A 22,806-nucleotide genomic window follows, 5' to 3' on the forward strand; every position below is an offset into this window, starting at 1 on the left:
ATCAGGCCACTTCGCTTAAGTGCGACGTCTGCGAAGATAGAGGCCCCGTCCGCGTCGCACCCTCGGTGTCGCCATGCGCGGCGTTCAGGCAGCGGGCAACGAGGTCGTGATGGATCCACCGGACAGGACCGGTGGGCGCCGACGTCGCACCGAAGATGAGCCGGCCGGTTGCCTCCACCACGAGCGTGCTCAAGAGGTCGCTGATCAGCGCCTTGCCGTCGCGATGCATGGCGGTGATATCGTTGGAGGTGCCGATCGTCAGATCCGCCTGGGCTTGGCTGTTGGGCATCGGCCAGGCGTTGAAGTCGTAGAACGGTTCCATGACGGCACTGGCCTGCAGATCCCGGATTCGGCGCAATACATCCGCCACCGTATGGCCATCCGCAAGCAGGGCCTCGCACGCCCGCCACTGCTCGTCGGCCCAGCGCCCACCATTCTCGCGCTTCAGCGCCAGAAGAAGCGGTATCAGCGGGAGCTCGATGCCGGTAAAGACATCCGACGAGTTGGTGCGGATTTCCGGGCAATTGTAGACGGTTGCCGTCACGCCCTTATCCCAGGCGTCCGAAGCGATGGCCTCGAGGCGCATCTTGGCATAGCCCTGCGTGTAGTTCGTGTAGGTCTGCCAGCGATATTCGTCGCCGATGAGAATGCCGGTCCCGTGATAGCCATAGGCCGTGTAGCGCACGGCATGGCCCGAGGCCTCGACGCGTGCGCGGATGGCGGCGCTTGCCTCGATGAGGTGACGGAAGGTGTTTGCCGACACTTCGTCGAAGTTCTGGAGAATCAGTTTGCCCATGTCGCTTTCGAGCAGGGTCTGCGACGACATATGGCGGGCGCCGGTGCCCTTGTAGATCCTGTTGGCCACGACGAGCAGAACCTTGGCTTTGGGGATGCCGCCAGCCATCGTATGGGCGAAAAACACGTTCTTCCCGTCCGGGATCATACCGTCGAGCGCTGTCATGACCTGCGCCAATGCCGTCTTGAAGCGGTTTGTCGCAATGGCCTTGCAGGTCTCGATGTGATCCCAGTCGATCCGGGCGTCCTGCCACGTCTGGAGGGTGAGATCCGCCAGCATATCCGTCGGTGTCGGACCGCCCTCCGGGCCGTCGAGATCGAAGCCTGCCATCAGCGGCACGTTGATGATCGTGCCACCCAGTCGCGCCTCGGCGTCCGACAGCTCTTCCTGCGTCAACGGCCGCAGCGCATTGTTTTCATCGCGGCGGCCGACGGTAATGCCGACGATCTGCATGCCGACCTTGCGGGCCTGGTCGAGAAGGCCCGTCGCATACCCACGGCCGAACAACTCGCCGAAGAGGACGAAGATATCGCCTTTCCGAAACAGCGTGTTGTCGGCGATGCTTTCCAGTGCGATCGGGTTTTCCATGATCATGTCTTCAGGTCGTGGGTCGTTACGCGGACGTCGCAACAGTCGTTGATCATCCCATGAACGCTGTTGGCGGCAATGGAAAGTCATTTAACGTGACGGATTATATCGAAACGTGAACCGAGGGTGTCATTGACCCCTTCGGGCGGTGGACATCGAGACCCAGCATCCCCGCAGACGGATGTCGTCGAACGCGCCCGGTCGGCACATGGATGTCATTCTGCAGTCGCGTTTTGTGAGCCTTGGTTGCATTTCAGAAAGGCAATCGCGCGTTCCTGAGTGCTCCTATATTTAGGGTTCTATGATCAAGAAACACATCGATTTCTCATATTGTTGGTTTCGACAAGAAGTAGGGAGGTGATCGGTATCGTTTTCGAATATACATGTTTTAATGAATACAGATATACGAAGATTAGTCTTCCCGCTTATTGATTTTTGCTTCCGGAAGCCGATTTCATCCTTCTCATGACGACGGAGGTCGATATGGAAGAGATGGAGAAGAAGCGTCGCTCGCGTGGACAGGGTGCCTTGGGCGATTTGACGGCAACCAAGCAGGCGGTGATGGAGATGCAGCGCCGCCTGGACGAAGAGCGCCGGCAGAAAACCGAGCGGCTCCGGGCACAAAGGCTCGCGCAAGGCAAGGATCGCGACACGGCAAGTGGTCCTGCATGAGGATTCGATTCTTCACCGACGAGGGCGGCCGGATCGACGATAATGGCGGTGCTTCGCTTCCGGACCTGGCGACGGCCGAACAAGAGGCGTTGAGCGCGCTTCAGGACTGGCTGCGCGATCTCGAGCCGACGGCGCTTCCCGCAACGACGGCCGTGATCGGCGAGCGCGCTGACGGGACGCTGCTTTTCCGCGTGCAGCTTGATGTCACGATCGAGCGCTTTGACGGGGACGAATCATGATCGGGCCTTTCCTTTGCCCGCACGGTGTCTTGAAGGACTCGATCCGCTGCGTTTCGAGGCAAAGGTGACGGGATGAGCCTGCCGGAAGACGATGCGGAACAGCGCCTGGCTCTCTTCGATTTCGCTTTCCGGCATGCTCCCATCGGCATGGCGTTGGTTGACACGCAGGGACGCATCGTTCGCGGAAACCGGTCCTTCTCACGAATGGTGGGGATCCCGCCGGAGAAGCTGAATGCCGTGCCCTTTGCGGACTTTACGCATCCAGATGATCTGGAAGCGGATGTCACTCTCTTCAACGAGGTGTTGGCCAAACGGCGCGACGGATATACCATCGAGAAACGCTACATTCGTCCGGATCGGTCGATTGTCCACGTGCGCATTCATGTGGCCGCTATGCGGGCCAGCGATGGCGAGGTGGTCCGCTTTATATCCCAGGTCGAGGACATTACGCAGGCCAAGGAAGCCGAGCGGCAGCTGAGCGAACGTGCGGCGCAGCTGGAGTTGGCGCTGGAAACGGTCCGTGGCGGCTTCTGGCAAATGGACATCCAAGCCCGGGTCTTCGAAGCGTCCGATCGGCTTACCCAGTATATTTGCGGTCCGAATGTGGAAAGGCTCGACCTCGAAGCCTATGTCGAAAAGATCAACAGCGTCGACAAAGCGTCAGCCGATCTCGGACCGCTGATCCGGGGCGCGATCGACCAGAACGTCGCGGAATACAGGCTGGACACCATTGCAGGCGAGCGTTGGATGCGATGCGACCGCCGTCTTCTGCGGGACGCGGATGGGAGACCGCTGAAGATTGTCGGCATGGCGATCGACTTTACGGAGGAACGCCGCCAGATCGAGGATCTACAGAGAAACGCGCAGACCGACAGCCTGACCGGGCTTCTCAACCGACGCGGCCTCGAAGCGCGGGTCTCGCAGATGACGTCATCCGAGGGATTTGCGGTCCTGGCGATCGACCTCGACGGCTTCAAGCAGGTCAACGACCGTTACGGCCATGCGGCCGGCGATGCCGTCTTGGCGGAGACAGCGCGCCGCTTGACCGCCTGCGTCAGGAGCATTGACCATGTGTGTCGGGTGGGCGGGGACGAGTTTGTCGTGGTCATCGCCGGTGACAAGACAACGGGTATCGCCGTCGCCCATCGCATGGTGAGCGCGATGCGGACGCCTTTTCTGATGCGGAAGGCGGGAAGCGAAGCCGGCATATCGGTCGACGTGCGGGCCAGTATCGGTGGTGTCTGGTCGGCCACGCGGACCGACCTTGACGGCATGATCGCGCATGCCGATTCACTGCTCTACCGCGTCAAAGCATCCGGGAAAGACGGGGTCGGGTTCGACCGCCAAGCTTTTCCCTGACAGACGAACAACAAGCAGGCGCCTGCGAGCGCCACGAGGAGATCGACATGCCGACATCGAAACGAACCTGGCTGATCACAGGCTGCTCGACGGGCTTCGGGCGAGCGCTTGCGGAAATTCTGATTGCCCGCGGGGATACCGTGTTTGCGACGGCCCGCAATCCCCAGCAGATTGGGGATCTGGTCGACGGACACGCGAACGCCCATGCGCTCAAGCTGGACGTGACCTCGCGGGAAGACATCGCGGCGGCAGCCGCGCGGGTCGAGGAAGCCGGCGGGGTCGACGTGCTCGTGAACAATGCGGGTTATGGATACCTTACGGCCTTCGAAGAGGGAGACGAGGCCGGCTATAGGGCCCAGTTCGAGGCAAACGTGTTCGGGCTGATCGCCATGACCAAGGCCGTCTTGCCGTCCATGCGTGCGCGTGCCACCGGCCACATCGTCAATATCGCCTCGGTCGGCGGCCTCGTCGGCAATCCGGGCTCGTCCTATTACGCCGCAACGAAATTCGCTGTGGTCGGCATGTCCGAGGCCTTGTCGAAGGAAGTGGGCGCGTTGGGTATCAAGGTCACGGTCATCGAGCCCGGCCCCTTCCGGACGGACTGGGCGGGCCGTTCCCTTCAATCCGCCGCCGGGCGCATCGATGCCTACGCAAAGACGGTGCACGAGCGGCTCGATCAGGTCGCGGAGCTGAGCGGTCATCAGCCCGGCGACCCCATCCGGGCCGCGGAGGCCATCATCCAGGCCGTCGAGAGCGAGCAGCCGCCGTTGAACCTGATCCTCGGCGCGCCGGGCCTGAAATCGGTCCGGGAAAAACTGGCGACACTCACCGCCGAGATCGACCGCTGGGAGCCCGTGACGCTCGGCGCGGATTATCCTGAGAGCTGATCTGGCAGGTCGCCGGCAAAAAGCCAGTCGACCCGCTTTTCATGCCCTCTCTTAAACGGAAAGGGCCATCCTACGCGGCGCCGAATGCGCCTGCAGGATGGCCTTTTCCCTGTCACGGCAGAACGGGCAGGGTTCCGACAATCCGCAGGGCAAGACCTTCGTAGGGATCGAGCGTGATGGTAAGCGCGCCATCCTCCTGGAGGTCGCCCTCGATCGTTTCTCCGATCATGTCGACGACAGGGCCGGGCGTAACCTGTGGCAGGACGATCACTTCCTGCAGCGGGGTGCCGCCGAAGTTGAGCGCTGTAACCTGCGTGCCGCGTCCGTCGGGCAATTCGTGCACCATGACCAACAGACCCGGCGTCGTCGTGTCGGGGATCATGACCTGACGGCTGGCAGCAAGGCCGTAGGCTTCGCGGATGGCCAGGAGGCGTTTCAGCTGGCTCGCAAAGGAGTCCGGCTGCGTCAGCTGTTCCGTGACCGGGCCGTAGAGCGCCCGGGTGCGCGGAACACCCTCGGCGGATTGCCCCGCATCGGACTGGCCTGTCAGATCGTAGGCACCGCGTTCGATCCATCGCGTATCGCCGTCACCCATGAGATGCGCAACGTCCTCCGCGCGAACGGGGAGGGCGCCGACAAGATCCCAGCCGGAGAGCGCGAAGATGCCCGGCTGAAAGGCATTGTACATGACCAGCAACAGATGGATCTTGCGGATGAGCGCGATCGCCTCGTCGTCGATCGTATCGAGATCGGCGATGCCGAGTGCGGCCGTGATGACGCTCGCCGTGGTGCAGGCGATGCCGTTTGTAACGAACGGAAGATTGTAGGGAGCATTGGCGCCGGACAGCCGCTCGCGGATGACGTCGCGCAGATGCATCCGGAGCGTCCGGCCCTGCCACGTCTGTCCGCTGAAGCTGTAGATGTCGTCGGCGTGCAATGTCCAGAAATGAACGAGTTCGGTCGTCAGTTCATCATGGTTCTGCAGCGCATGGATGAGCGATGCCGGATCGATGCCGAACTCGTGCACGGTTCGCAGCATCATGCGCAGCCACTCGGTGTTTCCCGTGAGCAGCGCGTGATGATAGGCGGGGCGGGTGATGAAGTCGTAGGAGAGGTCGGCGCCGCCTTTCGACATCGCCGCGATGTCGTCGACCGTCAGGTTGAGCTCCTGGAAGGAGAAGCCGCCGGCCTTGCGCACCATGCCCGCCAGCAGAGCGTTGCCGGTCAGCGACAGGGGATGGCTTTCCGACCACGCCGGCCCGTCGGCACGGCGTTCGACACCGAGAAAGCCGTTGGCATCCAGCCGGAGTCCGCGGGCGCCGAGCTGGTCGATCGAATGAAGGGCATCGCCGATGATCATCTGCTGGGCCGCAAAGGTCGGGTCCAGCCAGTTGAGACTCGGCTGGCCTTCCTTGAAATAGTGGAGATAGACCCAGCGCCGCAGTTTTCCGTCGACACCCTCGACCGGGGCCGTCGCGCTCCAGTCGGTTTCCTTCACGCCCGGCTCGAAGAAAATGACACGTTGCAGCTGGCCGACGATAAAGCCCTTGTCCCGGAGATAGTCGACGGTTTCCGCGCCGAGGTTGACGGCATCCCGTCCCTCCGGCACGTCGGGCAGACGCGGCCATTCCTCCTCGGGGATTTCCACCATGTGGTAGAGCCCGGGATAGGAACCGTGTTTCATTTCGGCAAGGCGGAAATCCGCCCCCTTGCCGGTATGTGACGGAATGACGTCATCAATGACGATCGCGTTGAAGGCCGCAGCCATGCGACTGATCGCGACGAACTCTTCCGTTGTTCCGAAGGCGGGATCGATGTCGAAGCCGATGCGGTCGAAGTTGCCGTCAATCGTCGGCGTATAGGTTCCGTTTTTCAGGCCGCCGGACCGTTTCGTGGGGCCGACATGGATGCCCCGCACGCCGATCGACGATAGGGCCGACCACAGCTGAGGATCGCCCAGCGTCTTCAGGACGGAGTCGCCCTCGCGGGTGATGACGGAGGGTGGATAAGCTGTGAACCAGACCGAGGCGATGGCCGAGGCGGAACGTGGGCGCGGTTCCGCATAAGGCCGCTGCCAGAAACGTCCTTGCCCGCCGTAACTTTCCGCGAACTGGCGTGCCTGGTGCAGCATCGAGGAAGATACGAGGTTGTCGATGTCGTCTTTGCTCGGTGATGTCATCTCAGCTTCTGATCCCGCATGTGTCTGGTCGTACCTCTGGTCCACGATGATCGATGTAGGGGTCGCGGGGCGAAAGGAAACGGCAAAACGGCACTTCGGTCGATGCTCTCTCGGGAAACAGATTGCGGGCTGCCTGAAACGCTGATCCAGCAATCCCTCACGCGGACCTTGCGACAGGTGCGCGCATCGCCAAAAAGCCGAACGCCGAACCGCCGAGAGTCTTGGGCCTCGGTCGTGTTCGGCGTGGCAGGAAATCGCGGCCGCCTGCGGGTGAGGCGGCCGCTCTCGGGATCAGTTTGCCGGCGGCGTGGTCGTAGCCGGAGCCGGCGTCGTGGTGGCCGGGGGCGTCGTGGTCGGTGCCGGAGCAGGGGTCGAAGCGGCCGGCGGCGTGGCAGGCGGTGCGGGAGCCGGCTCCGGGCTGCGCATGACGCTCCAGAGAACGATGACGACGATAACAGCGACGACGGCTGCAATAATGGTGTTGCGGTTCAAAGTTGCCTCCTTGGTTAGCATGCTTAACCTAGCCGCGAACGCGTGATTGTCCAAGCCTTTAGCGAAAGAAGCGCTCCGCGCGGTCGGATTTTGCGTCGAATGCGCGCGCCGTGTCCGACATCGGGTCTCTCAATGGCGCGTACCGCTGCTTTCAAGGCGCGCACGAACCGGAGCTTGCGCCCTTGCTTACCATGGCAAAATATGAGAACGAGCGTCATGTTAAGGCCCTCAGCGAACGGACACCCCATCATGCGCTTCTGGCATCGGATGTCGTGGCGGACGGACGGCATCACCGTCTCCGCTCCCGTGCAGTGGCGCCAGCTCGACGGAATGGTGACGGTGCTCTGGGAGGCTGAAAGCCGCGCCGGGGCAAGCGGCTACTACCTTGCGGACGATCCGCGCATCATGCTGTTTTTCAACGACGTCTCGCAGAATGTCCGGATCTCCAACCGCAGCGACGACTTCACCCGCAACGCCCGCGCCATGCCGCGTGCCGTCTACGTTCCCGCGGGCATGCCCATGTGGACGACCAGCCGGACCGCGCATCGCTTCAGCCACCTCAATCTTCATCTCCACAAGGATGCGATCCTTCGCTATCTCGCACCGTCGATCGGGCGCGCGTCGGCACAGGCCGCGCTGCGCCGCCCGGCCGAGCTGAACGACATCTCCGGAATCGAGACGCTGGCGCGCCTTCTGGCAAACGAGATCCGATCGCCAACCAAGCACGCCGTCTATGCCGAGAGCCTTGTCGGCTGCATCGTCGCAGGGCTCCTCGACATCCCGGCCGAACGACCACCGAAGGCCGGCGCCCGTCTGACCCAGGCGCAGATGAACAAGCTGATGGCCCAAGCGGACCAAGCCGGTGGCCATCGCATGTCGGTCGCCGAGATGGCCGCGATCGTCGGCCTGTCGGAAAGCTGGTTTTCCAGCGTCTTCAAGAAGACCACGGGCCAGACACCGCTTCAGTGGCAGCTTGGCAAGCGGATCGGACAGGCAAAGCAACTGCTCGTGACGAGCGACCTTCCGGTGGCCAGCATCGCAGCCCAACTGGGGTTTTCCGACCAGGCGCACCTGACGAAGGTCTTTCGGCAGATCGACGGCGAGACACCGGCCGCATGGCGGCGTCTGCACCACATCCGAGCATCGGAAACGTCCGCCGGCGCCTGAGCGCAGGCAGACGTCCGCGCGTCCCTCACCAGCTCTGGCGAAGCGTCGCCATGAGTTTGCGACCCGGATTGTAATAGACGGCGCCGGAGTCGGTGCTCGCGATGTGTTTTTCATCGAACACATTGTTGACGTTCAACTGAAGGGTCGTGTTTTCCTGGATCTTGTAACTGTAAGCCAGATCAAACACGACGGCGCGCTCGGACGTCTTGGTATTGCCGATGTCGGTGAAGTAGGAGTCGAGATAGCGGGCTCCGACGCCGAAGGTCATATCGCCGCGTGCGCCTTGTCCGGCGAGCGTGTAGGTGCTCCAGATCGAGGCGAGATGCCTGGGTACGCGCATCAGCCGGTTGCCGTCATTGGCGCCGCCCGGTTCTTCGATGTCGGAATCGATGTAGCTGTAAGCCGCAATGACATCGAGGTGGTCGGTGACTTCCGCCTTGGCTTCCAGCTCAAAACCACGATGGCGAACCTTCTCGACCGTTTGCGGCAGGTAGGTGACCTGATCGTAGACGGTGATGTTGCCTTTCGTCAGATCGTAGACGGATGCCGTAATCAGGGCGGGGAAGGCTTCCGGGCGATACTTGATGCCGACTTCGTACTGCTTGCCCGTCGTCGGATCCGCCCCCGAGGCCGGCGGTGCCGCGGATTCTGCATAGCTGATGTAGGGTGCCAGTTCTTCGGTGATCTTGTAGCTTGCACCGATGCGCTTGGTGAACTCGCTGTGATCTGCTGACGTCGTCGTGCCGGCAAGGCGGTCCGTCTCGCTGAGGTCGAGCCAGTCGTTTCGCAGGCCAACGCTGACCGTCAGCTTGTCGAAGAAGGTCAGATCCTGCTGGAGGTAGACCGCGGCCGTCTTCTGGTCGTTGTCGACGCTCGAGAAGGGCGAAAGGCTGCCGGGACCGCCGCTGTAGATCGGGTTTTCCCAGTCGATCGATGGCGCCGCCGTGTAGAAGGTGTCGGTGTCGGAAGCGAAATTGTTGTATTCCGTACCCAGCAGTGTCCGGCTCTCGACGGTGTCGGTGCCGGCTTCATAGACGAGATTGGCATCGATGATGAATTGTTCGGAGGACTTTTCGCTGCCGAAGAAGTAGCGGCTGGCCGTCGTCGTGCCGTCGGTCGGGGTGCCCCCGATATAGGCGCTGCCGAACCCGTCATTGAGAGTGCTGTAGCGGGCGTTGGAACCGAAGCTGAAGCCGTTGCCGAAATCATGGTCGAACATCACGCTGTAGCTGTTGCGATTCGTGTCGCGGAAATAGTAGTCCGGCTCGCCGAAGAACGTGTCGCGGTCGAAATGCGTGCCGAGCGGGTGGCCGCCGCTGCCGGGAACGCCATCCTTGTCGAGATGGTCGAAAACGACGGTCAGGTTCGTCGCCGCGTCGGGCCGCCAGGTCAGGCCGCCCATGATGAAGTTTTCGTCGTCTTGCGAATAGTCGTATTCTGCTTCGGCGCGCTGGAGCTTTCCGGTCAGGCGAAAGGACAGTGTGTCGTCCTCGGTCAGGTTGTCGCCGAGGTCGAAACCGACCTCCTTGTGGGCAAACGATCCGGCGGTGCCGTAGACCTCGCCGAAACGCTCGTGCTTCGGTGTCTTCGTGACGTAGTTGACCGATCCGCCGGGTTCTGCTGCGCCGAAGCCGGATGAACTTGCGCCCTTCAGGACTTCGATCCGCTCGAAGGCGTAGGGCTCCTCCCGCGTGCCGGCGAAGGTCCGGCCGATCGCCAGCCCGTCGCGATAGGTGTAGGGCGTAAAGCCGCGTATGTCGAAATAGTCGTAGCGGTCGTCGGATCCGTAGAAGTCGGTCACGACGCCGGCGGTATACTGGACCACCTGCTCGACGCTGTCGGCGGCGCGCGCCTCGATTTCCTTGGACGTGATCACGGAAACCGCTGCCGGTGCCGTCAGGATATCCGTCGGTAGCTTGCCGGTTGCCGTGGTTTCCGTCGCAACGATCGACGTCGCATCGCCCTCCGTGTTGAGCACGGTCCCGCTCGACCCGCCACCGCGGACAACGATGGTCTCGAGCACGGTTGCATTGCCCGATGCGTCCTGGGCGAACGCGCCTGCCGGCGACAGTGCAACCCAGGCGGTGCAGCCGAGCAGGATGGTGCTGCGCGTGCGGATGAAGGTCGACCGCCGGGTTTTGCCTGTTCTTTCGATGTCCATGTGCCGTATCCAGAGTGTCGTGAGGCCGGGCCGCCGCGCGGGGCGGGGCAGTTCAGAATGCTGTTGCGGCAGATTCGGCCGCGTCGCATTCCTGCCGTCCGTATAACTGGAGCGAATTTATCGAGTATTGTGGATTCCTCCGTTTTTGTCGAATCCCGCGGTTAACTCTTCGGCGTCTGTGCGTGCGTGCCGCTTTGGCGTTGACGCCCGCCGTTGAAGCTGAGAAGAAAAGTCAACTTTTGTCCATCAAAGGGATCGGGATGAGATTTTTGCGCTTCGCCATGCTTTTCGCCATGACCGTCTGGCTGCTGTCGCCGGCGCGTGCAGAGGTCGCGGACACGCCCGTCTTTCCGGTCACCCTGCACCATGCATTCGGAACCACCGTGATCGAGACCAAGCCGCAGCGCGTGGCGACGGTCGCCTGGGCGAACCACGAGGTTCCGCTCGCGCTCGGCATCGTGCCCGTGGGAATGGCGCGCGCGAACTTTGGCGACGACGACAAGGACGGCATTCTTCCTTGGGTCAAGGCACGCCTCGACGCGTTGGGTGGTTCGCCGCCCGTCCTGTTCGACGAAGGCGACGGCATTGACTTCGAGGCCGTCGCAGCCACGCGCCCGGATGTCATCCTCGCGGCCTATTCCGGTATCAGTCAGGCGGATTACGACACGCTGAGCCAGATCGCCCCGGTGATCGCCTATCCGCAGGCGCCCTGGTCCACCGATTGGCGCGAGACGATCCGCCTCAACAGTGCCGGGCTCGGGATGGCGCGGGAAGGCGAAGCGCTCATCAACGATATCGACAGCGATATCGCCAGCACGCTTGTCGGGCATCCGGAACTGAAGGACAAGTCGGTCATGTTCATCACGCACCTGAGCCCGTCGGATCTGAGCATCATCCATTTCTACACGACAAACGACACGCGCGTGAAATTCTTCGGCGATCTCGGCCTTGCCGCGCCGAAGAGCGTCCGTCAGGCATCCCAGCCGGGAAAATACTCGGGTTCGATCAGCGCCGAGCAGATCGATGCGTTCGACGATGTCGATATCCTCGTGACCTATGGCGATGATGCCCTGTTCGATACGCTGAAGTCCAATCCGCTGACGCGCCATATGCCGGCGGTCGCGAACGGAGCGGTGGTCATGCTCGGGAATGATCCGGTCGGCAACGCCGCCAATCCCACCCCCTTGTCGATCCGCTGGGTCCTCAAGGATTATGTGGCGCGCCTGGGTAAGGCGGCAAAGTCACAGGAATGACGGCCGGTTCACTCCAGGCAACTGCCAAGGTGGCTCATCGTGCCGCGTCTTCCGCACGATCGCGCGGCCTATGGCTTGCCCTCCTTGCCGCCGCGCTTGCCGTGCTCGCGGTCCTGTCTGTGACGACAGGGACGCGCGCCGTTGCCTGGGCGGATATCGCAGCGGCCCTCGGCGGCGCGCAGGAGACGATCGGACAGTCTGCCGTCGCCCTTCGCCTTCCGCGAACGGGGCTTGCCCTGTTGGCGGGTGCCGCACTGTCCCTCGCTGGCGCGATCATGCAGGGCGTCACGCGCAATCCGCTCGCGGACCCGGGCATTCTCGGGGTCAACATGGGGGCGTCCCTTGCCGTCGTTATCGGTGTCGCCTGGTTCGGAATGGCATCGGCGCAGGCCACGATCTGGACCGCGATCACCGGTGCCGCTGGCGCCGCGCTGTTCGTCTACACGATCGGCTCCTTGGGACGGGGCGGGGCGACGCCCCTCAAGCTGGCGCTGGCCGGTGCGGCCACCTCCGTCGCCTTCTCCTCGCTGGTCATTGCCGTCGTTCTTCCGCGGGGCGACATTGCCGGCGGGATCCAGGCCTGGCAGATCGGCGGCGTGGGCGGCGCGACGGGTGATCGTGTCCTTCCCGTGCTGCCGTTTCTCGTCATCGGCTTTGCCATCAGCCTGCTCTCGGCGCGCAAGCTGAATTCGCTGGCGCTGGGCGACGATGTCGCGGCCGGCCTCGGCGAACACGTGGCGGCAGCGCGTGCCGTCGCGGCCTTCGGCGCGATCCTGCTCTGCGGTGCCACCACCGCCGTCTGCGGCCCCATCGGCTTTGTCGGCCTCATGGTGCCGCATCTCTGCCGCCTGCTGATCGGCGTCGATCACCGCTGGCTCTTGCCGTTTTCGGCCCTTGGCGGTGCCTGCCTTCTCCTTGCGGCCGATATTCTCGGGCGCATCATCGCCCGGCCGGGCGAAATCGACGTCGGCATCATTACGGCCCTGGTCGGCGCGCCGTTCTTCATCTGGATCGTACGCCGCCAGCGCGTGCGGGACCTGTGAGCGCGATGTCGCCGACCCTCGAACGCCTCGTGCGCCATCGGACACGCCGGACGCGCCAGCGCTGGACGGCCATCTGCGGTTTCCTGGCGCTGGCCGTCTTCCTCTTCGGTCTCACCCTGTCCGTCGGGCAAAGCCTTGTCGCGCCGAGAGACGTCCTGCGCGTTCTCGTGGGCGAACCCGTTTCCGGAGCGTCTTTCGTTGTCGGCCAATTGCGCCTGCCGCGCGCCGTCCTCGCAACGCTCGCCGGCGTCTGCTTCGGCCTCGGCGGGGCAGCATTCCAGACCATGCTGCGCAATCCGCTGGCCAGTCCCGACATCATCGGCATCACCTCGGGCGCCGGCGCCGCCGCGGTCTTCGCGATCGTCATTCTCCAGATGTCCGGCCCGATCGTGTCGTTGCTGGCGGTCGGCGCCGGGCTCTGCGTCGCACTCGCGGTCTATGGATTGTCGTTCCGGAACGGCGTCGGCGGGACTCGGCTCATCCTCGTCGGGATTGGTGTTTCCGCCATGTTGCAGAGCGTCATCGCTTACCTTCTCTCCACCGCGCCTTCCTGGAGCCTGCAGGAGGCGATGCGCTGGTTGACGGGCAGCGTCAACGGCGCGCAACTGCAGCAGGCGCTGCCGTTGCTGCTCGCGATCGGGCTCTTCGGCAGCCTGCTTCTCAGTCGTGTCCGCGATCTCGAGGCGTTGCGGCTCGGCGACGAGACGGCGTCCGCGCTCGGCGTCCAGGTGAACCGAACCCGTATGACGGTCATCGTTTCGGCCGTCGGCATGATCGCCGCGGCAACCGCCATCACCGGGCCGATCGCCTTCGTGGCGTTTCTGTCAGGTCCGATCGCCGCACGCATTGTCCGCGCGAGCGGGTCGCTGCTCCTGCCGGCGGCGCTTGTGGGGGCCATCCTCGTTCTCGCCGGAGACTATGCGGGGCAGGTGCTGCTTCCCAGCCGCTACCCTGTCGGCGTCATCACCGGTGCTCTTGGCGCGCCTTACCTTCTGCTCCTGATCGTCCGGGTCAGCCGGACCGGAGGTTCCCTGTGACCGACCACACACTCGTTGCGACCGGGCTTTCCGCCGGATATGACGGCAAGACGATCCTGCACGGGCTCGACCTCGCCATACCCACGGGCCGGATCACGATCATCGTCGGCGCCAATGCCTGCGGCAAGTCGACGTTCCTGCGCACCCTGTCACGGCTGCTCGTCCCGACAAAGGGGCACGTCCTCCTCGACGGAGCCTCGATCCACCGCACGCCGGCGCGCCAGCTTGCTCGGACGCTCGGCCTGCTGCCACAGGCGCCGATCGCGCCGGAAGGCATCACGGTTGCCGATCTCGTCAGCCGCGGTCGTCATCCGCACAAGAGCCTCTTCTCGCGCTGGACGCGCAAAGATGACGAAGCCATCGACAGCGCACTTGCCGCGACCAAGACCTTTGATCTTGCCGAACGACCGGTCGATGAGCTTTCCGGCGGCCAGCGCCAGCGCGTGTGGATTGCCATGGCGCTGGCCCAGGAGACGGACATCCTGCTCCTCGACGAACCGACGACCTTTCTCGACATCCACCACCAGATCGAGGTGCTCGATCTTCTGACCGACCTCAACTGCGCGCGCGGCACCACGATCGTCATGGTGCTGCACGATCTGAACCTTGCGGCGCGCTATGCGGACGTTCTCGTCGCCATGACCGGCGGGCAGATTCATGCCTTCGGGCCACCCGGCGAGGTGCTGACGGAGGACATGGTCCGCACGGTCTTCGGGCTGGAAAGCCGCGTCATCGCCGATCCCCTGTCCCACTGCCCCATGATGTTGCCGATCGGGCGTCACAGGATGGCCGGACACGAGGCGGCTTGATCTCCAGTCGCGACGGATGCTAGGCCGCGTCGACATCGCACCCTGAAGGAGACGGCGCATGACGACCAGTGACGACACGGCATTCGTCGCCGCACTTGCGGGCGCCGGGCAGCCCATGGCGGCCTATGCAGCATTGGAGGCGCTGACGCAGGCACGCGTCGGCGTGAAGCTTTTCACCATCATGACGAGCGACACGACGACACGGGTCGCCGAGCGTGTCTATTCCAACATGCCCGAGCAGTATCCGGTTTCCGGAACGAAGCCCTATAACGAGACCCACTGGTCGGACATCACGCTGACGCAGCAGAAGACCTTCGTGGCCAACACGATCGAGGAGATCGCGGCCGTGTTCGGCGATTACGAGCTGATCGACCAGCTCGGATGCCAATCGGTTATCAACGTGCCGATCGTGATCGGAGGAACCGTGGTCGGCACGATCAACTGCCTGCACGAGGCCGGATATTACACGCCCGAGCGCGTCGCAGCCGCGGAGGCGCTGAAGCTGCCGGGCGCCGTCTGCATGCTGCTCGCCGCAGCCGGCCGCACCGAGAGCGACAACGTCGCCGTCGTCTGAGCACGCGCTCGTCGTCCTTCGCGGCCTCAGAGCAGTCCGCGGACGGCGAGATTGCGCATGAAGGCCGAAAGCCCGAATGTCCATTCGGGAGATGTGGTGGACAAGGCGACGGTGTTGGTGAGCGTCCCGAGGTCCGGATTGGAAATCGTCACGACATCGTCGATCTTGTGCGTAAATCCTTCTCCGGGCATGTCGCGGTCCTCGACGGGTGCAAACAGCGTCCCCATGAACAGCATGAGGCCGTCGGGATACTGATGGTGGCGTCCGATGGTCTGGGCGACGAGGTCGAGCGGGTCGCGGCTGATCTCGCGCATGGTGCTTTTGCCGGACATCGCAAAACCGTCGGTTCCCCGGATGGCAAGGTCGAGGTCGGCCGTCCGGATGTCGTCGATGCCATAGGTCGCGTCGAACAACCGGATGAACGGACCCAGCGCCGAAGACGCATTGTTGTCCTTCGCCTTGCCGAGCAACAAGGCCGAGCGGCCCTCGACGTCTCGCAGGTTGACGTCGTTGCCGAGTGTCGCGCCCTTGACGCGGCCCTGGCTGTCGACAGCCAGCACGATCTCGGGCTCGGGGTTGTTCCATTTGGAAATGGGATGTAGCCCGACGGATGCGCCCCAGCCGACGGAGGAGAGAACCGGCGCCTTCGTGAAGACTTCGGCGTCGGGGCCGATGCCGACTTCCAGATATTGCGACCAGATGCCTTCCTCGACCAGGGCCGCCTTCACGGCGACCGCTGCAGGCGATCCGGCTTTGAGATCGCGCAGACTGTCGCCGATGATGGCCGTCACGCGGTCGCGCACCTTTGCGGCGAGCGACGGATTCCCGGCCGCCTTTTCTTCGATGACACGTTCGATCATCGAGCGTGCAAAGGTGACGCCGCAGGCCTTGATGACCTGCAGGTCGCAGGGTGCCAGAAGATGGAGGCACGCCGTGTCCCGGTCGTGATCGCGGGACGAGGCGGCAATCTCGTCCAGGCTGCCGAGAGGCTCGCCGTCCAACCCGTGGACACGCTCTGCCGGGTCGTCGCTCTCCAGCAGGTCCCGGACAGTCGGCACCTCGCGGCAGGTGATGTCGTAGAGCGCGCCATCGCGCACCGTGACGACCGCCGGGCCGATGCCCGGTCGCCAGACCCGGCCGATGAAGGTGCCCGAACGGGGGAGGGAGAGGGCTGCTGGCATGGTCGCGTCCTTGTCTGTCATGGCGTCTTGTGTTTCAGGCTTCAGGCTGCTGGATCGATTGCAGAAGCGTTTCGCGGGCCGAGCGCAGATGCCGTCGGCAGGCGCGGTCGACCTTGGCAAGGTCGCGGGTTTTCAGGGCCGCGATGTAATCCAGGTGTTCTTCCACGGCGCGCGCATTGCGCTCGCGGTCGTTCGCCTTGTTCCACTGGTAGTGATAGTGGAAGACGATGGTGATGATGTCGTAGAAGTCGATGATGAAGCGATTGCTCGAGGAGCGGTGCACCAGAAGGTGAAAGCGTTCGTCCAGCTCGGAGAAATCGCGATAGCGCGTGTCGATGTTTGCCAGCATGTCCCGATGCAGCGCGTCCATGTCGTCGAGATCCCGCCACGCCGGGTGATCTTCCGGAAGCGCGGCAAAGCCGGCGGCGGAGCGAAGCTCGAACATCTCGCGAATCTCCGTCAGCTCCAGTGCGAATTCGCGGGTGAAGCCTTTCAGAACCCAATGGCTGTTCGGCCGCTTTTCGATCAGGCCGAATCGGCTGAAGCGGATGAGGAACTCGCGGACGCTGGTCGTCCCCGTGCCGATATCGCGCGCCAGTTCCAGTTCGTTGATCTGCATGCCGGGTTCCGCGCCGCCGGCAAGGATCCGGCGCATGAAACTCCGTTCGATGATATCCGAGAGCGAGCTCGTCTCCTCGACGGGAAAGAAATCGTCCGGCTGCGGCGTCCGCAGCATTGCCTTGGAACGCTTGTCCCAGGCAATGATCTCCAGCGCTTTCAACCGCTCGAGAATGGCGCGCACCGTCGTGCGGCTGACGCCGAGCGTCGTTCCCAGCTCGAGCTCGGACGGAAGCTCCCCCTTCTCCGCGACGAGGGTCAGACACCGGTTGAAGGCGTCCTTGAAGACCGTATTCTGTTTCGCCATCCCTGTTCCCGATGCGACCGGACAGACATCCATCCTGCCCGGCTCGCCCCGCACCCTTCTTCTTTTGCATGTTGTGCGTCCCGTCCTGTCGTCTCGATCGACATGGTTTCACACGGGCATGGACGCGTCCTCCGGGCTGCATAATACAAGTTGACGGAAAACTGTCTATTGTAGATAAAATAACAACGAGCAATTCGGTGCGCCATTTCTCACCAGACGATGCAGACGGAATTTTTGCAATGAAAACACGCAAGATCGGCACCACGGACCTGTCCGTCACCGAATACAGCTTCGGCACCGCGCCGCTTGGCGGCATGTACCGAACCTGCCCGCGCGACACGGCGATGGAAACGCTGCAGGCGGCCTGGGATTCGGGCATGCGGTTTTTCGATACGGCCCCGTGGTACGGCTTTGGTCTCGCCGAGCGGCGTGTCGGCGATTTCCTGCGCGACAAGCCATCGGGGGACTATGTGGTGTCCACGAAGGTCGGGCGTCTCCTGCGTCCGGTCGCCGACGACCAGGTCCCCGACTTCGGCTTTGTCGACCCCCTGCCGTTCCAGACGGACTACGACTATTCCTATGACGGTATTATGCGATCGGTCGAATTCAGCTATGCCCGGACGGGGCTCAATCGGCTTGATATCCTGTTCGTGCACGACATCGGCGTCTACACGCACGGTGCCGAACGCAATGCCGTCTATCTCAGGCAGTTGTTCGACGGCGGCCTGAAGGCGCTCGCCGAACTGAAATCGAGCGGGGCGATTTCCGCCTACGGTCTGGGGGTCAACGAGGTTCCCGTCTGTCTCGACGTGTTGCGCGAAGCCGATCTCGACTGCATCCTGCTGGCCGGCCGCTACACGCTGCTCGACCGCACGGCCGTCGACGAACTCCTGCCGCTGTGCGCCGCGAAGAAGACCTCGCTCGTCGTCGGCGGCGTGTTCAACTCCGGCATTCTCGCCACGGGTGCCGTCGAGGGCGCGCATTTCGATTACGGGCCAGCCGCGCCGGACGTACTCGCCAAGGTCGACGCCATGGAGAAGATTGCGGCCTCGCAGGGCGTGCCTCTCGCCGCGCCCGCGATGCAGTATCCGCTGCAGAACCCGCTGGTCGCGTCTGTTCTTCTCGGCACGGCCAAGCCTTCGAGCCTGACACGCAACATGGCTCTGGAATCCCATCGGCTTCAGCCGCAGGACTTCGCACCCTATGACGCGCATACGCTCGTCGCGCCCCCGCTCGGCACGGAAGCCGTGCGGGTCTGAACGTCCTGCAAAGAAGGGTGTGCGACGACGGGAAAGCCAGTTGCAAGTTGGTAGCTCTTGCGCTAGCGTCCGATCATAAAATGTTTTTTATAGATAAAGACCGTATCGCCGCGTCTTCGGTACGGTTGGAGGAAAACGAAACAAGACGCTGTTGGAGGAGAACAACACCATGACACTGCTGAACCACATTCTGTCGCGTCGCGCCTTTGCGCGTCGTTCGCTTGCAAGCGTTGCCGGCGCTGCCGTCATCGCCGCCATGATGCCCATGGGTGCCTTTGCCCAGAACGTCACCATTCCGATCATCGTCAAGGACACGACGTCGTTCTACTGGCAGATCGTTCTTGCCGGCGCGCGCGCAGCCGGAAAGGATCTCGGCGTCAACGTTCCGGAACTCGGCGCACAGGCTGAAACCGACGTGAACGGCCAGATCAGCATCCTGGAGAACGCCGTCGCCGGCAGCCCCGCTGCGATCGTGATCTCGCCCACGGAGTTCAAGGCGCTCGGCAAGCCGGTCGATGAAGCTGCCAAGTCCGTTCCGATCATCGGTATCGACTCCGGCGCCGACTCCAAGGCCTTCAGCTCGTTCCTGACCACGGACAACGTCCAGGGTGGACGCATCGCGGCCGACGGCCTCGCGGCAGCCATCAAGGCGGCGACCGGCAAGGAAGAAGGCGAGATCGCCATCATCACCAACACGCCCGGCGCAGGCTCGCTCGAGCAGCGCAAGGAAGGCTTCCTCGACCAGATCAAGAGCAAGTATCCGGGCCTCAAGGTCGTGGCCGACAAGTATGCCGATGGTCAGGCCTCGACGGGCCTCAACATCATGACCGACCTCATCACCGCCAACCCGAACCTCGTCGGCGTCTTCGCGTCCAACCTGATCATGGCGCAGGGCGTCGGGCAGGCGATTGCCGAAAACAAACTGGGCGACAAGGTCAAGGTCATCGGTTTCGACAGCGATGAGAAGACGGTCGGCTTCCTGAAGGAAGGCGTTCTGGCCGGTCTCGTGGTGCAGGATCCGTACCGCATGGGCTATGACGGCATCAAGACCGCGCTTGCCGTCTCCAAGAAGGAGAAGGTCGAGGCGAACGTCGACACCGGCGCCAACCTCGTCACCAAGGCCAACATGTCCGATCCGAAGATCGACGCTCTTCTCAATCCGAAGATCAACTAAAACCGTCACGGCGGGGTGCTGCAGATGCGGAGCCCCGCCGTCCGTCGATTTTCTCGGTCGCGGCGCGCCTCTTTCGGGCGGCCTGCCGCGACCGTGCGCGACCTCGGAAGGAGTGCCGAATGACCGGATTGAACGATGTGAGCCACCGGCACGACGCGGAGGTGAAAGCCCATTCCGGCGGACCGGTGGCCAAGGGTGCGCCGATTCTCGAACTGCGCGGCCTGCAGAAACGCTACGGGACCGTCGAGGCGCTGCGGCCTGCCTCCATCACGTTCCTCTCGGGCGAAATTCACGCGATCGTCGGCGAAAACGGCGCGGGCAAATCCACGCTCATCAAGCTTCTGACAGGCGTCATCCGTCGCACCTCCGGCGAGATCGTCTGGTGCGGCCAATCGGTGCCGCTGGCGGATCCGACCGAAGCCATTTCCCGCGGCATCAATGCCGTTCACCAGGAAGTGGTTCTCTGCCCGCATCTGACCGTTGCGGCCAACATGTTTCTCGGCGACGAGATGGACCGGCGTGGCCTCATGCGCAAACGCGCCATGACGGAAGCCGCCCAGGCCGTGCTGAACGATCTCGGCTTCAACCTGCCGGCTGACGCGCTGCTCTCCGATCTGACGATCGGCCAGCAGCAGCTGGTCGCCACCGCCCGCGCGGCCATGCGCGGGACACAGTTCCTCATTTTCGACGAGCCGACGGCCTATCTGACGCGGCAGGAATCGGCACAGCTCTTCCGGCTGATCCGTCGCCTGCAGGCGCAGGGCGTCACCATCGTCTACATCAGCCATCGCATGGAAGAGGTGTTCGAACTGGCAGACCGCGTTTCGGTGCTGCGCGACGGCACCCATGTGGGAACGCGGCTGATCGGCGAAACCAACGACGCCGAGCTGATTTCCATGATGATCAACCGGTCGATCGAGCAGGTCTATCACAAGGAGACGCACCCGATCGGCAAGCCGATCATCGAAACGCGGGGCCTGTCCGGTCCGGGCTTCGACGATATCTCGCTCACCGTGCGCGCGGGCGAGATCGTCGGTCTCTACGGCTTGATCGGCGCGGGTCGCAGCGAGTTCGCATTGGGGCTCTATGGGCGCGAGAAGGTCACATCCGGCGAAATTCTGTTCGAGGGCCAGAAGGTCGATATCCGCAACGAACGCGTCGCCATGGATCTCGGCATCGCTCTGGCGCCGGAGAGCCGTCGCGACCAGGGCCTCTGCCTCAACCTGCCCATCGGCCTCAACATCAATCTGCCGGTGTTCGACCGGCTGTCGAACGGTCTGACGATCAACCGCAAGCGGGAGATCGCAAATGCCGACCGCCAGATCAGCGACCTGAAGATCAAGACGCCGACCCGGCGCGTTCTGGCATCCGCCATGTCGGGCGGAAACCAGCAGAAAATCGTGATCGGGAAATGGCTGAGCCACGGCGCCAAGCTGTTCATCTTCGACGAGCCGACCGTCGGCGTCGACGTCGGCACGAAGGCCGAGATCTACCGGCTGTTTTCCAAGCTCCTGGAGCAGGGCGCGGGCATCATCCTGATTTCCTCCTACCTGCCGGAAGTCTACGAACTGGCCGATACGCTGCACGTGTTCCGCCAGAGGCGGCTCGTGGCGAGCCACGGCTATCGCACGGCCTCGCACGAAGACGTGCTGACGCAGGCGATCGGCGTCTAGCTGCGCGCCCGACGCGGGATGGAAGAAACAGAGACCGGGACGATTGGCGAACGGGGTTCAGCCAACGTCTCCCGATACCGAAAAGACCGGACATGACGATGGGTGGAGGACAATCATGAGCGTAGAGACCACGACCGAGGCGGCACCGGTGCCGAAGAAGGGCATGAACATTCTGTTCGGGCTTACGCTTCTCGGGCTCCTCCTGTTCCTCTGGCTTCTGCTGGGCCTTTCGACCAACAGCTTCTGGACCTCCAACAACATCAGCAACCTGCTCCGGCAGGGTGCGATGACGGCGATCCTCGCTGTCGGGCAGACCTTCGTCATCATCACCGCCGGCATCGACCTCTCGGTCGGCGCCGTGGTCGGATTTTCGAGCGTGACGATCGCCTGGCTGCTCTCGCACGGCATTCCGCTCTGGCCGGCGATCGGCATCACGCTGCTCATCGGCGTGCTGATCGGGGCGTTCCACGCCTTCGGCATCGTGCGCATGGGCCTCCCCGCCTTCATCATCACGCTTGCGACCCTGACATCGCTGCGCGGCATCGGCCTGCTCATCACCAACGGCTCGACCATTTCGATCACCGATGAGAGCTTCGCCAACTTCTCCCGCGCGGATTTTCTCGGCGTACCCAGCCTGTTCTGGATGGTCGTGGTGGTTGCGATACCGGCGTACATCTTCCTGCATCTCAGCCGATGGGGCCGCTATCTCTTCGCCGTCGGGTCCAATCGCGAGGCCGCGCGTCTTTCGGGCGTCAATGTCGAGCGCACCATCTATCTCGCCTATATCCTGTCCTCAACCTGTGCTGCCTTCGTCGGCATCCTGCTTGCCTCGCGTATCGGCATCGGCAACGCCACGCAGGCGGAAGGCTGGGAACTCCAGGCGATCGCATCGTCCGTCATCGGCGGCACAAGCCTTTTCGGTGCGGTTGGCTCCGTCCACGGGCCGCTCCTCGGCGCCTTCATCCTGGCGACGATCAACAATGGTGCAAACCTGCTGAACCTCAATTCCTTCTGGCAGCGGATCATCACCGGCGCCCTGATCATCGTCATCGTCTATTTCGACCAGCTCCGCCGCCGAGGCTCCCGCTAAGTCGCCTGTCTGTCCACACCGGCGAGCCTCGGCTCCCCGGTGTGCCGGCCGCATCTGCTTTCCCTGCGAAGCTGGCGCGTAAGGGGAAGACGCAGGCTGCCACGTCCTTAATTTGCCGTAGCCTAACCAGCTCAAACGGAAACGCCGCGACAGACGATCCATCCGTCTGTCGCGGCGTCTTCGTTTGAGCTGACGTCAGCCCATGCCGGGAGCGTTCGCTCCAGATGCGTGCTGTCAATGCCGATCCG

The 22,806-nt window shown here is 63.3% G+C and carries 20 protein-coding genes; 14 read left to right on the top strand and 6 right to left on the bottom strand.

Annotated features, from left to right (window positions below):
- Position 1 precedes the first annotated feature (1 nt).
- Positions 2-1,384, bottom strand: a complete 1,383-nt coding sequence (locus ASG03_RS11665; protein WP_062478862.1) for an enoyl ACP reductase FabMG family protein — start codon at positions 1,382-1,384, stop codon at positions 2-4.
- A gap of 483 nt (positions 1,385-1,867) precedes the next feature.
- Between ASG03_RS11665 and ASG03_RS11670 the strand changes: the two genes are divergently transcribed.
- The 4 genes from ASG03_RS11670 to ASG03_RS11685 all read left to right on the top strand — a co-directional run bounded on the left by ASG03_RS11670 (position 1,868) and on the right by ASG03_RS11685 (position 4,541).
- Entirely contained in the window at positions 1,868-2,056 is a 189-nt protein-coding gene (locus tag ASG03_RS11670) for a hypothetical protein (protein ID WP_156381817.1), read from the top strand.
- Complete coding sequence (locus tag ASG03_RS11675; protein ID WP_062693685.1) at positions 2,053-2,295, top strand: DUF6894 family protein; 243 nt, start codon at positions 2,053-2,055, stop codon at positions 2,293-2,295. The genes ASG03_RS11670 and ASG03_RS11675 overlap by 4 nt, the downstream gene beginning before the upstream one ends.
- 72 nt (positions 2,296-2,367) lie before the next feature.
- Entirely contained in the window at positions 2,368-3,654 is a 1,287-nt protein-coding gene (locus ASG03_RS11680; RefSeq protein WP_062693686.1) for a sensor domain-containing diguanylate cyclase, read from the top strand.
- Positions 3,655-3,701: 47 nt separating this feature from the next.
- Positions 3,702-4,541: an oxidoreductase gene (locus ASG03_RS11685; RefSeq protein ID WP_062693687.1), complete on the top strand. Its 840-nt coding sequence runs from the start codon at positions 3,702-3,704 to the stop codon at positions 4,539-4,541.
- A gap of 112 nt (positions 4,542-4,653) precedes the next feature.
- On the opposite strand, the gene treS is transcribed toward ASG03_RS11685, so the two are convergent.
- On the bottom strand, positions 4,654-6,720 hold the full coding sequence (gene treS, locus ASG03_RS11690; RefSeq protein WP_062693688.1) for a maltose alpha-D-glucosyltransferase: 2,067 nt from the start codon (positions 6,718-6,720) through the stop codon (positions 4,654-4,656).
- 291 nt (positions 6,721-7,011) lie between these two features.
- Positions 7,012-7,212, bottom strand: coding sequence for a hypothetical protein (locus ASG03_RS11695; RefSeq protein ID WP_062478383.1), 201 nt, complete (start codon positions 7,210-7,212; stop codon positions 7,012-7,014).
- A gap of 249 nt (positions 7,213-7,461) precedes the next feature.
- Between ASG03_RS11695 and ASG03_RS11700 the strand changes: the two genes are divergently transcribed.
- A complete protein-coding gene (locus ASG03_RS11700; RefSeq protein WP_082475711.1) occupies positions 7,462-8,379 on the top strand; it encodes a helix-turn-helix domain-containing protein in 918 nt (305 codons plus the stop codon).
- 25 nt (positions 8,380-8,404) lie between these two features.
- On the opposite strand, the gene ASG03_RS11705 is transcribed toward ASG03_RS11700, so the two are convergent.
- Positions 8,405-10,540, bottom strand: coding sequence for a TonB-dependent siderophore receptor (locus tag ASG03_RS11705; RefSeq protein ID WP_062693689.1), 2,136 nt, complete (start codon positions 10,538-10,540; stop codon positions 8,405-8,407).
- A gap of 260 nt (positions 10,541-10,800) precedes the next feature.
- Between ASG03_RS11705 and ASG03_RS11710 the strand changes: the two genes are divergently transcribed.
- The 5 genes from ASG03_RS11710 to ASG03_RS11730 are packed head-to-tail and all read left to right on the top strand — an operon-like array spanning position 10,801 to position 15,256.
- Entirely contained in the window at positions 10,801-11,793 is a 993-nt protein-coding gene (locus ASG03_RS11710; protein ID WP_062693852.1) for an iron-siderophore ABC transporter substrate-binding protein, read from the top strand.
- A complete protein-coding gene (locus tag ASG03_RS11715) occupies positions 11,790-12,836 on the top strand; it encodes a FecCD family ABC transporter permease (RefSeq protein WP_062693690.1) in 1,047 nt (348 codons plus the stop codon). The genes ASG03_RS11710 and ASG03_RS11715 overlap by 4 nt, the downstream gene beginning before the upstream one ends.
- Before the next feature lie 5 nt (positions 12,837-12,841).
- Positions 12,842-13,873 carry a FecCD family ABC transporter permease gene (locus ASG03_RS11720; protein WP_443216605.1) on the top strand — a complete coding sequence of 344 codons (1,032 nt, stop codon included), beginning with the start codon at positions 12,842-12,844 and terminating at the stop codon, positions 13,871-13,873.
- Complete coding sequence (locus ASG03_RS11725; RefSeq protein WP_062693692.1) at positions 13,870-14,682, top strand: ABC transporter ATP-binding protein; 813 nt, start codon at positions 13,870-13,872, stop codon at positions 14,680-14,682. Before ASG03_RS11720 ends, ASG03_RS11725 begins: the two co-directional genes overlap by 4 nt.
- 58 nt (positions 14,683-14,740) lie before the next feature.
- A complete protein-coding gene (locus ASG03_RS11730) occupies positions 14,741-15,256 on the top strand; it encodes a GAF domain-containing protein (RefSeq protein ID WP_062693693.1) in 516 nt (171 codons plus the stop codon).
- Between the two features lie 26 nt (positions 15,257-15,282).
- On the opposite strand, the gene ASG03_RS11735 is transcribed toward ASG03_RS11730, so the two are convergent.
- Both ASG03_RS11735 and ASG03_RS11740 read right to left on the bottom strand, forming a co-directional pair.
- Positions 15,283-16,437, bottom strand: a complete 1,155-nt coding sequence (locus ASG03_RS11735) for a fumarylacetoacetate hydrolase family protein (RefSeq protein WP_062693853.1) — start codon at positions 16,435-16,437, stop codon at positions 15,283-15,285.
- 34 nt (positions 16,438-16,471) lie between these two features.
- On the bottom strand, positions 16,472-17,362 hold the full coding sequence (locus tag ASG03_RS11740) for a GntR family transcriptional regulator (RefSeq protein ID WP_062478417.1): 891 nt from the start codon (positions 17,360-17,362) through the stop codon (positions 16,472-16,474).
- Between the two features lie 239 nt (positions 17,363-17,601).
- Between ASG03_RS11740 and ASG03_RS11745 the strand changes: the two genes are divergently transcribed.
- The 4 genes from ASG03_RS11745 (at position 17,602) to ASG03_RS11760 (ending at position 22,558) form a co-directional block, all read left to right on the top strand.
- Positions 17,602-18,621, top strand: a complete 1,020-nt coding sequence (locus tag ASG03_RS11745; RefSeq protein WP_062693694.1) for an aldo/keto reductase — start codon at positions 17,602-17,604, stop codon at positions 18,619-18,621.
- A gap of 169 nt (positions 18,622-18,790) precedes the next feature.
- The gene (locus tag ASG03_RS11750; RefSeq protein WP_062693854.1) at positions 18,791-19,795 is read left to right on the top strand and encodes an ABC transporter substrate-binding protein; all 1,005 of its coding nucleotides are present in this window, start codon (positions 18,791-18,793) and stop codon (positions 19,793-19,795) included.
- 119 nt (positions 19,796-19,914) lie between these two features.
- Positions 19,915-21,468 (top strand): sugar ABC transporter ATP-binding protein, encoded by a 1,554-nt coding sequence (locus ASG03_RS11755; protein ID WP_062693695.1) that lies wholly within the window; start codon positions 19,915-19,917, stop codon positions 21,466-21,468.
- Positions 21,469-21,583: 115 nt separating this feature from the next.
- Positions 21,584-22,558, top strand: coding sequence for an ABC transporter permease (locus ASG03_RS11760; RefSeq protein ID WP_062478423.1), 975 nt, complete (start codon positions 21,584-21,586; stop codon positions 22,556-22,558).
- The last annotated feature ends 248 nt before the right edge of the window (positions 22,559-22,806 follow it).

It is taken from the genome of Rhizobium sp. Leaf341 (assembly GCF_001424325.1).
Classification (GTDB): Bacteria; Pseudomonadota; Alphaproteobacteria; order Rhizobiales; family Rhizobiaceae; genus Ferranicluibacter.